Raw genomic sequence first — 14764 nt, forward strand, 5'->3', positions numbered from 1 at the left:
CGCCCTCAGGAAATTTGAACAATAACGCGTGGAAAACCCGAACACCAATCCCGATTGACAGCGGGAGTCATATCAGCCGTTCAGCACGTACGGCTGCGTCATCACTTCGAGGAAGTGACCGTCCGGATCGTCGAAGTACACGCCGCGTCCGCCGTTGTGGCGGTAGATGTCATCGGCTTGCCGCTTCGCCGGATCGGCCCAGTGCGGCAACCCGCGTTCGCGGATGCGTGCGAGCACGCGATCGAAGCCGGCTTCGTCGATCAGGAACGCGTAATGCTGCGACCGGATCTCCCCCGCCTGTTCGTAAAAATCGAGCGACACGCCATTGTCGAGCGCGACGACCAGCATCGCGCCAAACGGCGTCGGCGGCGGCAATTCCAGCAGTTCGGTGAGGAAGCGGCTCGACGCATGCTTGTCGCGGCACCAGACGATCGTGTGGTTGAGCTGGACGTTCATGGCGGGTTCCCGGGAAGGGCGCGGCCGTGGGCATGCACACACGATAGCTGATTGCTGCCGGTGTTCAAGCGCGGAAAGCGCCCGCCTGGGCGGCGGCCGCTTTCCGTCACTCGCCGGCGACCGCCGGCCCGCCGGTATTGCCGCGGCGGTTGCGGCGCTTCTCGGCCCACACGCGCAGCCGGTCCATGTACAGGTAGACGACCGGCGTCGTATAGAGCGTCAGCACCTGCGACACGATCAGGCCGCCGGCGATCGCGATCCCGAGCGGCGCGCGCAGCTCGGCGCCGTCGCCGCTGCCGAACGCGAGCGGCAGCGCGCCGAGCAGCGCCGCCATCGTCGTCATCATGATCGGCCGGAAGCGCAGCAGGCACGCCTCGTGGATCGCATCGAACGACGACTTCCGGTTGTTGCGCGTCTGGTCGATCGCGAAGTCGACCATCATGATCGCGTTCTTCTTCACGATGCCGATCAGCAGGATCACACCGATCAGCGCGATGATGCTGAACTCGGTCTTGAACAGCAGCAGCGCGAGCAGCGCGCCGACGCCGGCCGACGGCAGCGTCGACAGGATCGTGATCGGGTGGATGTAGCTCTCGTACAGGATCCCGAGCACGATGTAGACGGCCAGGAGTGCCGCGAGGATCAGGATCGGCTGATCGTTCATCGATTGCTGGAACGCCTGCGCGGTGCCCTGGAAGCTGCCGACGATCGTCGGCGGCACGCCGATCTGCGCCATCGTCTGATAGATCACCTGGGTCGCCTGCGACAGCGACACGCCCGGCGGCAGGTTGAACGAGATCGTCGTCGCGACGAACAGCCCCTGGTGGTTGACCGACAGCGGCGTCGTGCTCGGCCCGAACGTCGCGATCGCCGACAGCGGGATCATCGTCGACTTCGACGTCGACACCGACGCGCCCGACGACGCGCTCGACTTGCCGCTCGCCGCGATCGCGTTGAGCGCCTGATTGCGCGCGGAATCGGATGCGATCGCCGCGGCGCTCTGCGTGGCCGTGCCCGCGCTCGACGTGCCGGCCGAGGTCGCGACGAAGGTGCCGGCGGCCGCGTTGGTGGTCTGCGAGCCGTTCGCGCTGCCGCCCGACGTGCTGATCCACACCTGGTTCAGCATCTCCGGGCTCTGCCAGTACTTCGGCGCGACTTCCATCACGACGTGGTACTGGTTCAGCGGGTTGTAGATCGTCGAGACCTGGCGCTGGCCGAACGCGTCGTACAGTGTGTTGTCGATCTGTGCGGGCTTGATGCCGAACCGTGCGGCCGTCGCGCGGTCGATCGTCACCATGGCCTCCATGCCGCCTTGCTGCTGGTCGGAGTTCACGTCGGTCAGCTCGGGGCGCTTCTGCAGCGCCTCGGTCAGGATCGGCCCCCACTTGTACAGGTCGGCGCTCGAATCGCCGAGCAGCGTGAACTGGTACTGCGCGTTGCTCTGCCGGCCGCCCACGCGAATGTCCTGCGCGGCCTGCAGGAACGTGCTCGCGCCTGCCACGTCCGCCAGCCGCGGGCGCAGTTGCTGGATCACCTGGTCGGCCGACAGCTTGCGCTCGGTGCGGCCCTTCAGCGTGACGAACATGAAGCCGGAGTTGGTCTGCGTGCCGCCGGTGAAGCCCGCGACGCTCTTCACGTTCGGGTTGGCCTGCACGATCCGCATCATCTCGGAGAACTTCAGCTTCATCGCCTGGAACGACGTCGACTGGTCGGCCCGAATGCCGCCGATCATCAACCCGGTGTCCTGCTGCGGGAAGAAGCCCTTCGGCACGACGACGTACAGGTAGACGTTCAGCCCGATCGTCGCGAACAGCGTCAGCAGGATCAGCAGCGGCCGGCGCAGCGCCCACGACAGCGAGCGCTCGTAGCCGCGCTGCATGCGCGCGAAGCCCCGTTCGAGGAAGCGCCCGAAGCGGCCCTCGTCGCGCGGGTCGTGCTTGTCGGGCAGCAGGCGCGCGCACATCATCGGCGTGACCGTGAGCGACACCGCGAGCGACACGGCGATCGCGAGCGACAGCGTCAGCGCGAACTCGCGGAACAGCCGCCCGACGATCCCGCCCATCAGCAGGATCGGCAGGAAAACCGCGACGAGCGAGATGCTCATCGACAGCACCGTGAAGCCGACTTCGCGCGCGCCGTCGAGCGCCGCCTGCATCCGCGACTTGCCGTTCTCGATGTGCCGCGCGATGTTCTCGAGCACGACGATCGCGTCGTCGACGACGAAGCCGGTCGCGACGATCAACGCCATCAGCGACAGGTTGTCGATGGAAAAGCCGAGCAGGTACATCGCGCCGAACGTGCCGACGATCGAGATCGGCACCGCGACGCTCGGGATCAGCGTCGCGCGCCAGTTGCGCAGGAACAGGAACACGACCATCACGACGAGGCTGATCGCGATCAGCAGCGTGTGTTCGGTGTCCTTCAGCGACGCGCGGATGGTGGTCGAGCGGTCGAGCACCGGCGTGACCGTGATGTCGGCCGGCAGCGACGCGGTGAGCTGCGGCAGCGCCGCGCGCACGCGATCGAGCGTCTCGATGATGTTCGCGCCGGGCGAACGGTAGAGGATCACGAGCACCGCGCGCTTGCCGTTCGACAGGCCGAGGTTGCGCAGGTCCTCGACCGAATCGACGACGTCGGACAGATCGGACAGCCGCACGGCCGAGCCGTTGCGGTACGCGACGACGAGGTCGCGGTATTGCGACGCCTGGGACGCCTGGTCGTTCGTATAGAGCTGGAAGCGCTGCGGGCCGAACTCGATCGCGCCCTTCGGCGCGTTGGCGTTCGCGGAAGCCAGCGCCGCGCGCACGTCCTCGAGGCCGATCCCGTAGTGGAACAGCGATTGCGGTTCGAGCTCGACGCGCACGGCCGGGTTCGCGGAGCCGCTCACGGTGACCTGGCCGATCCCGTCGATCTGCGACAGCGACTGCTGCAGCACCGTCGACGCCGCGTCGTACACCTTCGCCGGCGACGCCGTCTCCGACGTCAGCGACACGACCATGATCGGCGAATCGGCCGGGTTGACCTTGCGGTAGGTCGGATTGCTCTTCAGCGCGGCGGGCAGGTCGGCGCGCGCCGCGTTGATCGCGGCCTGCACGTCGCGCGCGGCGCCGTCGATGTCGCGGTTCAGGCCGAACTGCAGGATGATCCGTGCGTTGCCGACCGTGCTCGTCGACGTCATTTCGGAGACGTCCGCGATCGATCCGAGGTGCCGTTCGAGCGGGCTCGTCACGCTGGTCGCGACCGTTTCCGGGCTCGCGCCCGGCAGCGACGCCTGCACCGAGATCGTCGGGAAGTCGACCTGCGGCAGCGGCGACACCGGCAGCTTGATGAACGCGAACAGGCCCGCGAGCGCGACGCCGAGCGCGAGCAGCGTCGTCGCGACGGGGCGGTTGATGAAGGGGCGCGACAGGTTCATGTCGGCACTCGCTGGGCCGCCGCGTGTTCCGACGGATGCGTTTTCGGGAGATGGGGGGGCTGCGCCCCCCCACGCGAACGAAGTGAGCGTGGGGGTTGTTTCATTTACGCACCCGTGTGCTTGCCTGCATCGGCGCCCGGCCCGTGGCGTTCGAACCAGCCGCGCACGCGGCGCGCGAGCGAGTCGAAGCCGAGGTAGATCACCGGCGTCGTGAACAGCGTCAGCACCTGCGACACGATCAGGCCGCCGGCGATCGCGATCCCGAGCGGCTGGCGCAGCTCGGAGCCCGCGCCCGAGCCGACGATTAGCGGCACCGCGCCGAGCAGCGCGGCGAGCGTCGTCATCAGGATCGGCCGGAACCGCAGCAGGCACGCCTGGTAGATCGCCTCGCGCGGCGGCTTGCCTTCGACGCGTTCAGCCTCGAGCGCGAAGTCGATCATCATGATCGCGTTCTTCTTCACGATGCCGATCAGCAGCACGATGCCGATGATCCCGATGATGTCGAGGTCGTGCCCGGTGATCATCAGCGCGAGCAGCGCGCCGACGCCGGCCGACGGCAGCGTCGACAGGATCGTGATCGGATGGATGTAGCTCTCGTACAGCACGCCGAGCACGATGTACATCGTGACGACCGCCGCGAGGATCAGGAACAGCTGGTTCGACAGCGACGCCTGGAACGCGAGCGCCGCGCCCTGGAAGCGCGTCTGGAACGAGCCGGGTAGGCCGATGTCCTTCTCGGCGGCCTCGATCGCCTTGACCGCTTCGCCGAGCGACGCGCCTGGCGCGAGGTTGAACGAGATCGTCGTCGACGGGAACTGCGACAGGTGCGCGACCAGCAGCGGCGACGGCCGCTCGTGGAACGACGCGATCGACGACAGCGGCACCTGGCCGCCGCCGGCCGACGGCAGGTAGATGTCGTTCAGCGATTGCGCGTAGTGCTGCTCCTTCGGCTCCGACTCGAGAATCACGCGGTACTGGTTCGATTGCGTGAAGATCGTCGACACGATGCGCTGGCCGAATGCGTCGTACAGCGCGTTGTCGACGGTCGCCGGCGTGATGCCGAAGCGCGCGGCGCTCGCGCGGTCGATCTCGATGTACACCGACTGCCCGTTGCTCTGCAGGTCGGTCGCGACGTCGGCGAGCGACGGCTCCTGCTGCAGCCGCGCGACGAGTTTAGGCACCCAGGTCGCGAATTCGTCGGCGTTCGGGCTCGTCAGCATGAACTGGTACTGCGTGGGGCTGACAGTCGAGTCGATCGTCAGATCCTGCACCGGCTGCATGAACAGCGAAATGCCGGTGATGTTCGACACGCGCTGCTGCAGGTCGCGGATGATCTGCGCGGCGGTTTCGTTGCGTTCGTCGCGTGCCTTCAGGTTGATCAGCATCCGGCCGCTGTTCAGCGTGATGTTGCTGCCGTCGACGCCGATGAACGACGTGAGGCTGTCGACGTTCGGATCCTTCAGGATCTCGGCCGCGAGCGCCTGCTGGCGTTCGGCCATCGCGCCGTACGAGATCGACTGCGGCGCCTGCGTGATCGCCTGGATCACGCCGGTGTCCTGCGCGGGGAAGAAGCCCTTCGGCACGTAGACATAGAGCAGGGCGGTCAGCCCGAGCGTCAGCAGTGCGACGACGAGCGTCGAGCGCTGCCGGTTCAGCACCCATTCGAGCGCCACCGCGTAGCGCGCGATCACCCAGTCGATCGCGCGGTGCACGCGCGCCTCGAAGCGATGGCTCTCCGGCGGCGGCGAATGGCGCAGCAGCTTCGCGCACATCATCGGCACGAGCGTGAGCGACACGATCGCCGAGATCACGATCGTCACCGCGAGCGTGATCGCGAATTCGTGGAAGAGGCGCCCGACCACGTCACCCATGAACAGCAGCGGGATCAGCACCGCGATCAGCGAGACCGTCAGCGAGATGATCGTGAAGCCGATCTGCCGCGAGCCCTTCAGCGCGGCCTCGAGCCCCGATTCGCCTTCCTCGACGTAGCGCGCGATGTTCTCGATCATCACGATCGCATCGTCGACGACGAAGCCGGTCGCGATAGTGAGCGCCATCAGCGACAGGTTGTTCAGCGAGAAGCCGGCCATGTACATCACCGCGAGCGTGCCGATCAGCGACAGCGGCACCGACAGGCTCGGGATGATCGTCGCGTAGACGTTCGCGAGGAACAGGTACATCACCAGCACGACGAGCGCGACCGCGAGCAGCAGCTCGAACTGCACGTCGCGCACGGCCGCGCGGATCATCGTCGTGCGATCGGTGACGATCTCGACGTCGAGCGCGGCCGGCAGCGTCTCCTGCAGCTTCGGCAACTGCGCCTTGATCGCGTCGACAGTCGCGATCACGTTCGCGCCCGGCTGGCGCTGCACGTTGAGGATGATCGCGGGGTCCGAATTCACCCACGCGCCGAGCTTGGTGTTCTCCGAGCCGGCGACGACCGTCGCGACGTCGGTCAGCATCACCGGACGGCCGTTCTTGTACGCGACGACCGCGCTGTTGTACTGGTCGGCGCTCGTCAACTGGTCGTTCGCGTTGATCGTGTACGCGCGCGTCGGGCCGTCGAAGTTGCCCTTCGGCGTGTTGACGTTCAGGTTCGAGATCGTCGTGCGCAGGTCGTCGAGGTTCATCCCGTACTTCGCGAGCGCGGTCGGGTTCGCCTGGATCCGCACGGCCGGCCGGTTGCCGCCCGACAGGCTGACGAGGCCGACGCCGGCGATCTGCGAGATCTTCATCGCGAGGCGCGTGTCGGCCAGGTCCTGCACCTGCGTGAGCGGCAGCGTCTTCGACTTGACGGCGAGCGTCAGCACCGGCGCATCGGCCGGGTTCACCTTCGCGTAGATCGGCGGGGCCGGCAGATCGGACGGCAGCAGGTTGCCGGCCGCGTTGATTGCGGCCTGCACTTCCTGTTCGGCGATGTCGAGCGGCAGGTCGAGCGAGAACTGCAGCGTGATCACCGATGCACCGGCCGAGCTTTGCGACGACATCTGGTTCAGCGACGGCATCTGCCCGAACTGGCGTTCGAGCGGCGCGGTGACCGACGACGTCATCACTTCCGGGCTCGCGCCCGGATAGAAGGTCTGGACCTGGATCGTCGGGTAGTCGACCTCGGGCAGCGCGGCGAGCGGCAGGAACCGCAACGCGACGAGACCGGCCAGCATGATCGCCGCCATCAGGAGAGCGGTGCCGACCGGCCGGAGAATGAAGAGGCGGGATGGATTCATCGAGCGGCCCGCGCGTTACTGGGCCGCGGGGGCCGCTGCCTGCGACGCGCCGTGCCGGTGTCCGCCGCGATGACCGCCGGCGCCCGATGCGCCCGATGCCGCACCTGCGGCGTGCGCGCCCGACGCGCCTTTCGGCTTGTCGGCCGGAATCGAGATCTTCGCGCCTTCGCGCAGGCGATCCGAGCCGTCGGTCACCACGCGCTCGCCGAGCGCGACGCCGCTGACGATGCTCGTGCGTTCGCCGTCGACCGGGCCGACCGTGACCTTGCGCACCGTCACCGTGTTGTCGGGTTTCACGACGTAGACGAACTGGCCGATCGAGCCCGTCAGCACGGCGGAGGTCGGCACGATCGTCGCGTTGCGTATCACGTCGACGAGCAGCCGCGTGTTCACGAACTGATTCGGGAACAGCATGCCTTCCTTGTTATCGAAGTTCGCGCGCAGCTTGACCGTGCCGGTGCTCGTGTCGATCTGGTTGTCGAGCGTCGCGAGCGAGCCCGTCTCGAGCGGCACCGTGTTGTTGCGGTTGTAGGCGGTGACCGACAGCTTCCGGCCCGCGTTCACCTGCTTGAGAATCTGCGGCAGATTGTCTTCCGACGTCGTGAAGATCACGCTCATCGGCTGCAACTGCGTGATCACGACGATGCCGTTGGTGTCGCCCGGCGTCACGTAGTTGCCCGGGTCGACCTGGCGCAGGCCGACGCGACCGGAGACGGGCGCCGTGATGCGCGCATACGTGAGATTGAGTTTCGCGGAATCGATCGCGGCCTGGTCGGTTTTCACCGCGCCTTCGTACTGCTTGACGAGCGACGCCTGCGTATCGACGGTTTGCGACGCGATCGAGTCCTGCGACAGCAGCGTCTGGTAGCGCTTCAGGTCGAGGCGGGCCGTCGCGAGCAGCGCCGCGTCGCGGGCATGCGTGCCTTCGGCGTTCTCGAGCGCGACCTGGTACGGGCGCGGATCGATCTGCGCGAGCACGTCGCCCTTCCTGACGATCTGACCTTCCTGGAACGACACCGACTGCAGGTAGCCCGACAGTTGCGTCTTCACCGTCACGTTCGCGAGCGGCGTGACGGTGCCGAGCGCGGACAACACGATCGGCATCTCGCCCTGCGTCGCGGTGGCGACCTGCACCGGCTGCGGCACGTTCGCCATCGCAGCAGGGCCGCCGCGGCCGCGATGGCTGCCCGCAGCGGCGCTGGCGCCCGCGCCTTTCGCGGTGTTGCCTGCCGCCGGCGTGCGGTTCCACGGGTGCCACCACAACAGGCAGCCGATGACGACGACCGCGACGGTCCCGAGCAGCAGCGTGCGGCGCGGGCGGCGTGCGACGGTGGGTGCGGGGTCTTTCGAAGGGGGCGTGGGCTTTTGTTCGTTATCCATCGTGTTCTGTCAGGAAGACGGCGCGGCGGCCCGGAAATCGGGCTGCTCGGCTGCGCGTGGGGCGACGCGGCGGGGCGGCCCGGCTCGGTCCGGGGCCCCGCCGATCCGCGCGGGAAAAGAGCGGTGCACACCGCGAATGCGGTGCGACGATGGGCATGATCCTACGTGCCGTCCCCGTTACAGTCCAGCGGTCTATCTTTCAACGGGTTACGGTCGTTACACAACGCGACACGCCGATGACGAAACGATTACGAGCCGACACGCCGGGCCGGCGCGCCGCCGATTTCGCGGGTGATTTTCGCGATGCATTCGTGCAGCGCGGGCACGACGTGTTCCTGCAGCCATTCGGGCGGACACTGGTGCGACGCGCCGCCGCAATTCACCGAATAGCGCTGGCCCGACGGGCCGACGAAACCGGCCGCGACCGCGTTCAGGCCTTCGCGCCATTCGCCGATCGCGATCGCGTGGCCGTCGCGCATCGCATCGTCGAGCGCGGGCGTCAGGCGGGCGGACACGTGCGGCCAGTCGTCGCCGGCGGTGGTGCGCAGCGACTCGAGCAACTGGCGGCGCTCGTCGTCCTCGAGCGCGGCGAGATACGCGCGGCCCACGGCCGTACGTGCGATGTCCATCCGCGAGCCGATTTCGAGGCGCGTGACGAGCACGGCCGAACGCGGGCGGATCACGTCGATCGCGACCATGTCGAGCCGGTCGCGCACCGCGAGGTGCACGGACAGCGACGTGCGTTCGGCCAGCTCGATCATGAACGGCCGGGAACGCGCGCGGATGTCGAAGTTGCGCAGGAAGCCGTGGCTGAGTTCGAGCACCGACGCGGTCAGCACGAAGCGCTCGCTGTCGGGCAACTGGAACAGGAAGCCGGCGCTGACGAGCGTCGCGGTGATGCGCGAGACGGTCGGCTTCGGGATGCCGGTCAATTCGGTCAGTTCGCGGTTGCTGACGGGGGCGTCGGCAGCCGCGATGCGGCGCAGCACGGCGAGACCGCGGGCGAGGGCGGTGATCTCGTCGGGCGACGATTCACGGTCCCGCGACGCGGGAGAGGTTACAGTGGTCGACACGAGGGATTCTCTCTAATTCCGAAACTCGATTTCAATTTTGTTGGTATTGTAGGACTATTGCCAAAAGATGCATGTTCCGCGGGTGAATCGGTCATTGGATGAGATTTTACGGGTTCACCCTTGGTTTATTGGGAAAACACTCAAATGAGCGTTGTCGGAAAGTGCATGAACCGGTGCAAATACCGCTTGACTTGTCGGGCGGAAACGGAAAGAATGTCTCACGTTTTCGAAACATCGTTTCAAGAGTTTAACCGGCAACGATGTTTCGCGCAGTCTCTCAGGTTCTAGCACGGCCCTCGGAATGGCTAGAACTTTTTTAGCGCCACGGTCTCCGTGGCGCTTTTTTTTGCCCGTTTCCGACTGTCCGCCCGGACGCGTCAGGCCCGTATTATCCCCCGATCGCCGTAAACGCCCGTCTGGGCCAATTTCGTGGCTGCTTGCACGCGGGATTGACGTCGCTTGCACGAGATCCCCACGCGCAAAAAAAAGCGCGATGCCCGCAATGGGCATCGCGCGTGAAACGGCGTGGAGCGCCGACGAATGAACGGTGATGAAGAAAAGAAGCTTGCCCAGGGGCGCCCGGCCAGGCGCCCTGCAAGGAGCAACGCCCCTCGCGCGCGGCCCGTCAGCCCTTCGCGAGCTTGATGCTGGTCTGCTCCGCAGTCAGGTAGCCGACGCTCGCGCCGAAGCGATCCTTGTAGTTCGCGCGCACGAGCGGGTCGAGGGTCGGCTTGACCTTGTCGTGCAGCGGCGATTCCCAGTCGCCCGCGTGCTGGAAGTTGCTCATGATGTAAGTCCAGCCGTTGATCTCGTCGACCGCGTGCAGGCCTGTCGATTCGGCGCCCGCCGGGCACGACAGCACGCGCGCGAGCGACTTCGTGTCGACGTTGTAGGCCCACAGGAAGTTGTTCACGTGCATGCCCGAGTCTTCGCCGATGAACAGCGTGCGCAGCTTTTCGGAGAACTTCAGGTTGTCCGGGTTCGCGATCTTGTCCGGGTTCGCGAGGTTGCCGAGCGCGTCGGCCGCGGCGAGATCCTCGCCGACGAGCGCGGCGGGCGCGCCCATGTCGACCGGCACCCATTCGCTGTCGATCGCGCCGCCCGTCGTGTCGCGTTGGCCGCCCTTCAGGTTCAGCGCATAGACGGCGCCCGCGGCGATCTTCTTGTCGACCGCGACGTCGCGCGACACCGCGTTGCCCTTGACCATCGACGTTTCGATCCGCGACATCGCCGTGTAGACGATCTTGTCCTTCGCGTTCACGGTCGTGCCTTCGAGCTTCGTGAACGCCATGCTGCCGCCGAGCAGCGCCGCGTAGCGGTGCGTCTCGAGGAACGCGGCGGCCTTTTCCATCCCCGGCTTCACGCGTATCCAGTTGAACTTGCCGCCGAAGTGGATCTTCGTGTAGCTCGCATCGTTCGGATCGGCGGTCACCAGGTCCATGATGTCCGACGCCTTCAGCGTGTTCGCGAGCGTTTCGATTTCGCTGCTGGTCGCGTGGCCGATCTTGATCCACGTGAGCGTCGCGGTGCCCGCGCCCGCGGACGACGTCTGCGTCCACTTCGCGACGTACAGCGTGCCGGCCGACAGGTCGGCCGCCTTGTCCGCGACGAACATGAACAGGCCGCCGTTGGTCGCATCGTCGCCCATCATCACCGTGCGCTGGTCCGGCATCACCTGGATCAGCTCGTGCGAGATGCGGCCGAGGCAGTAGTGCTTCTTCACCGTGCCGGTGCCGTCCGGATTCACGGTGATCTCCGGCAGATGGCCGTAGTGATACGGATTCGCCTTCGTCTCGTCGCCGAACGTGTTCTTGCTGAACGCCTTGAACTGCGCGTCGGTCGCGGCCTTGGTCGCATCCGGCTCGTATTCCTCGCTCGACAGGTGCGTGCCCCACGGCGACAGGCTGGCGCCGCAGGTGATCCACAGGCCGTGCGCCTTCGACGTGTCGACGTTGTGGTACTTCACGACCTTCAGCGCGCCGGTGGCCGGATCCTGGTCGAGCGTGAGCACGGCGATCGGCGACGGCAGCTGGCCGTACTGCGACGCGCTGGCCTGGTCGCGCGTCGCGTATTCGAACTGCACGACCGCGAACACGGTGTTGCCCTTCACGCCGGGCACGTTCGCGTTCTTCAGCGTCAGCAGCGAGCTGCCGTCCGGGCAGTCCGAATAGAACTGGCGCTCCTTGCCGGCCACCGAGCGATCGATGATCGGCTGGTTGTTGATGTCGTAGTAGCCGCCCGCGAGCGTCGTGCCGCCGTTGCCGTCCGGCACCATGTCGCCCGTCACGAAGAACGGCCGGTATGCGAGCTTGAAGTTGCGCGACGAGCCGTCCGAGAACGACACCGACAGCGTCGAGCCGACCGTCGTCGTGGCCATCGCGGCCGCGTTGTCGAGCGTAGGCGCGGCCATCGTCGAGAATGCCGCCGACGTATAGGCAGCGGCGACCGGGGCCGGCGTCGACGCGGGATCGTCGTCGCCGCCGCAACCCGTCAGCAGGGCCGGCAGCGCGAGGCCGGAAAGGGGAAGCATGGGCGCGCCGGCGAGGATCTTCAGGGCCTGACGACGGGAAGCATTGGGCAACGCGGGCATGTGGAGTCCAGTTTCGGTTGTTGGAAGAATGGCCTTCGCGAAGCAGGCGAGCGGCAAGCTTCGCGAAGGCAAGTTGAAATCTGGACCGAAGTGTAGGGACGCTAGATGAAAGTTTTTTGAATTGGAAACGTAATGATGTGTCGGGCATCCGTCAGGCATGCTGCGGGATGCCCATCGGATGCTTGCTCGCGCTCAATCGCGCTCGGGCGTGGCCGAGATGCGGTGAATCGACAGGTCGGCGCCGTCGAATTCGGCTTCGCGATCGAGACGCAGGCCGAGGGTCGCCTTCAGCGCGCCGTAGACGAGCGTGCCGCCCGCGGTCGCGATCGCGATGCCGCCGAGCGTGCCGACGAGCTGCGACAGGAACGACACGCCGCCGAGACCGCCGAGCGCCGGCAGTCCGAACACGCCGGCCGCGAGGCCGCCGAGCGCGCCGCACATCCCGTGCAGCGGCCAGACGCCGAGCACGTCGTCGATGCGCCAGCGGTTCTGCACGCAGGTGAACATCGCGACGAACAGCGCACCGGCCGCCGCGCCCGTGACGAGCGCGCCGATCGGATGCATCACGTCGGAGCCCGCGCATACTGCGACGAGGCCCGCGAGCGGCCCGTTGTAGGTGAAGCCCGGGTCGTTGCGGCCGGCCATCCACGCCGCGAGCGTGCCGCCGACCATCGCCATCAGCGAGTTCACTGCGACGAGGCCGCTGATCTTGTCGAGCGTCTGCGCGCTCATCACGTTGAAGCCGAACCAGCCGACGGCGAGCACCCAGGCTCCGAGTGCGAGGAACGGGATGTTCGACGGCGGATGCGCGGCGATGCGGCCGTCCTTCGCATAGCGGCCGTGGCGCGCGCCGAGCAGCAGCACGGCCGGCAGCGCGACCCAGCCGCCGAACGCATGTACGACGACCGAGCCCGCGAAGTCGTGGAACGGCGCACCGAACGCGTGCGTGAGCCAGGCCTGCACGCCGAAGCGCTCGTTCCAGGCGATTCCTTCGAAGAACGGATAGATGAACCCGACGATGATCAGCGTCGCGACGAGCTGCGGGTTGAACTTCGCGCGCTCGGCGATGCCGCCGGACACGATCGCCGGGATCGCCGCCGCGAACGTCAGCAGGAAGAAGAAGCGCACGAGCGCGTAGCCGTTGTGCTGCGACAGCGTGCCGATGTCGTCGAAGAATTCGACGCCGTACGCGATCGTGTAGCCGATGAAGAAATACGCGAGCGTCGACACCGAGAAGTCGACGAGGATCTTCACGAGCGCGTTGACCTGGTTCTTCTTGCGGACCGTGCCGAGTTCGAGAAATGCGAAGCCCGCGTGCATCGCGAGCACCATGACGGCGCCGATCAACAGGAACAGTGTGTCGACGCCGGATTTCAGACCATCCATGCCCTGGCTTCCTTGCGCAAAAAATGGGCAAGGAACGCAAGTATCGAGCCAACCTGGTGAACGGCTGCGTGGAATTGGTGCCCGGATACCGCACGATGCGGTATTCCGGTGAATCGTGCACGGGATCGGGGCGGGGCGGATGCCGAAGGAGCGCCCGGTCCTCTGCACGCGTGTGGTGCGGTACGTGCCGAATCGGTGCGTGCGACGATTGAAGCGGTGCGCAATGCCGCGCCGCCGTGCACCGATCTGGCGCGTCAGTGGCGCGCGAACAGCGCGGGCGGCCGACGCAGCCGCAGCGCGCACGCCGACCAGTAGCCGGCGACAGTCGCCAGCCCGAGCGCGGCCAACGCGAGCGCCGCGAAGCCGGCGACGGACTGGCCGTCGCCGTCGGCGCCGAGGATGCCTTGCGCGACGATCAGCGCGGCCGTCCAGAAACCGATCACGGCCTGCGTGAGCAAGCGCGCGCAGGCGATGCGGCGCGGACGCCCGGATTCGGCAAGGCGGCGCGCCGACGGCGCGCGCAGGCTCATGAACAGGGTGGCGGCGAGCAGCGCGGCCAGGGCGATGAGCCAGTCGACGAGGAAAGCCATAACGAGAAAAAGAGGGCACGGAAGAAGCGAATTGAAGCGTGCCCACTTTAGAGGTGCGGCGCCCGCGATTGAATCAGACGAATCCGAAATTGAAAGGGATTTTTAATGGCGGGTCGTCATTGAGCCTGTTCCACAGGCGGTATCATCGAGACCGGTCCAACCACGAGGTCGTGCAACGCGCGGCCGGAGATTGCTGATGAACATGAAGACATCGCGGGCGCGTCGCGTGCCCGGGTCCGTGCTGGCGGCCGTGGCCGCCGGCGCGTTGCTGTTGCTCGCGGGCTGCGAGAAGTCCGGCACGCCGGCCGCGCAACCCGATACGGCCGCGAGCGCGGCCGCCGATGCGGCGAACAATGCGGCCAAGGCGCTCGACCAGGTGGCGAGCACCGTCAACCAGCAGATCAACGCGGCGAAGGCGGGCCTCGCATCCGCGGCGTCGGCCGTGCCGCCGTTGTCCGCAAGCGGCCTCGCGTCGGCCGCGCAGGCGCAGATCGACGCGGCGGCGTCCGCCGTCGTCGCGCATGCGGCTTCAGAAGCGGGCGCGAAGATCGCCGAAGCCGGCAAGAAACTCCAGCAGTGGAGCCAGCAGAACGCCGCGGGGGCGAAACCCGCGAGCGGCGAATGACGCGGGCTTGCACGATCTGCAAAAT

At 66.9% G+C, this 14764-nt stretch carries 9 protein-coding genes; 1 reads left to right on the forward strand and 8 read right to left on the reverse strand.

Annotated elements, in window-relative coordinates:
* Positions 1 to 72: 72 nt before the first annotated feature.
* The 8 genes from WT97_RS21410 to WT97_RS21445 form a co-directional block, all read right to left on the reverse strand.
* The gene (locus WT97_RS21410) at positions 73 to 456 is read right to left on the reverse strand and encodes a VOC family protein (RefSeq protein WP_060354364.1); all 384 of its coding nucleotides are present in this window, start codon (positions 454 to 456) and stop codon (positions 73 to 75) included.
* 106 nt (positions 457 to 562) lie between these two features.
* On the reverse strand, positions 563 to 3871 hold the full coding sequence (locus WT97_RS21415; protein ID WP_060354365.1) for an efflux RND transporter permease subunit: 3309 nt from the start codon (positions 3869 to 3871) through the stop codon (positions 563 to 565).
* Positions 3872 to 3975: 104 nt separating this feature from the next.
* The gene (locus WT97_RS21420) at positions 3976 to 7095 is read right to left on the reverse strand and encodes an MdtB/MuxB family multidrug efflux RND transporter permease subunit (RefSeq protein WP_060036318.1); all 3120 of its coding nucleotides are present in this window, start codon (positions 7093 to 7095) and stop codon (positions 3976 to 3978) included.
* A gap of 15 nt (positions 7096 to 7110) precedes the next feature.
* Positions 7111 to 8475 (reverse strand): MdtA/MuxA family multidrug efflux RND transporter periplasmic adaptor subunit, encoded by a 1365-nt coding sequence (locus tag WT97_RS21425; RefSeq protein ID WP_060354366.1) that lies wholly within the window; start codon positions 8473 to 8475, stop codon positions 7111 to 7113.
* Between the two features lie 248 nt (positions 8476 to 8723).
* A complete protein-coding gene (locus WT97_RS21430) occupies positions 8724 to 9548 on the reverse strand; it encodes an IclR family transcriptional regulator (RefSeq protein WP_059501840.1) in 825 nt (274 codons plus the stop codon).
* A gap of 625 nt (positions 9549 to 10173) precedes the next feature.
* Positions 10174 to 12138 carry a PhoX family phosphatase gene (locus WT97_RS21435; RefSeq protein WP_060354367.1) on the reverse strand — a complete coding sequence of 655 codons (1965 nt, stop codon included), beginning with the start codon at positions 12136 to 12138 and terminating at the stop codon, positions 10174 to 10176.
* 192 nt (positions 12139 to 12330) lie between these two features.
* On the reverse strand, positions 12331 to 13524 hold the full coding sequence (locus tag WT97_RS21440; protein ID WP_059792314.1) for an ammonium transporter: 1194 nt from the start codon (positions 13522 to 13524) through the stop codon (positions 12331 to 12333).
* A 254-nt stretch (positions 13525 to 13778) separates the two neighbouring features.
* A complete protein-coding gene (locus WT97_RS21445; protein WP_059501846.1) occupies positions 13779 to 14114 on the reverse strand; it encodes a hypothetical protein in 336 nt (111 codons plus the stop codon).
* Positions 14115 to 14310: 196 nt separating this feature from the next.
* Between WT97_RS21445 and WT97_RS21450 the strand changes: the two genes are divergently transcribed.
* On the forward strand, positions 14311 to 14739 hold the full coding sequence (locus tag WT97_RS21450; RefSeq protein WP_059501848.1) for a hypothetical protein: 429 nt from the start codon (positions 14311 to 14313) through the stop codon (positions 14737 to 14739).
* Positions 14740 to 14764: the final 25 nt, after the last annotated feature.

This window comes from Burkholderia sp. MSMB1459WGS (genome assembly GCF_001534535.1).
Lineage (GTDB): Bacteria > Pseudomonadota > Gammaproteobacteria > Burkholderiales > Burkholderiaceae > Burkholderia.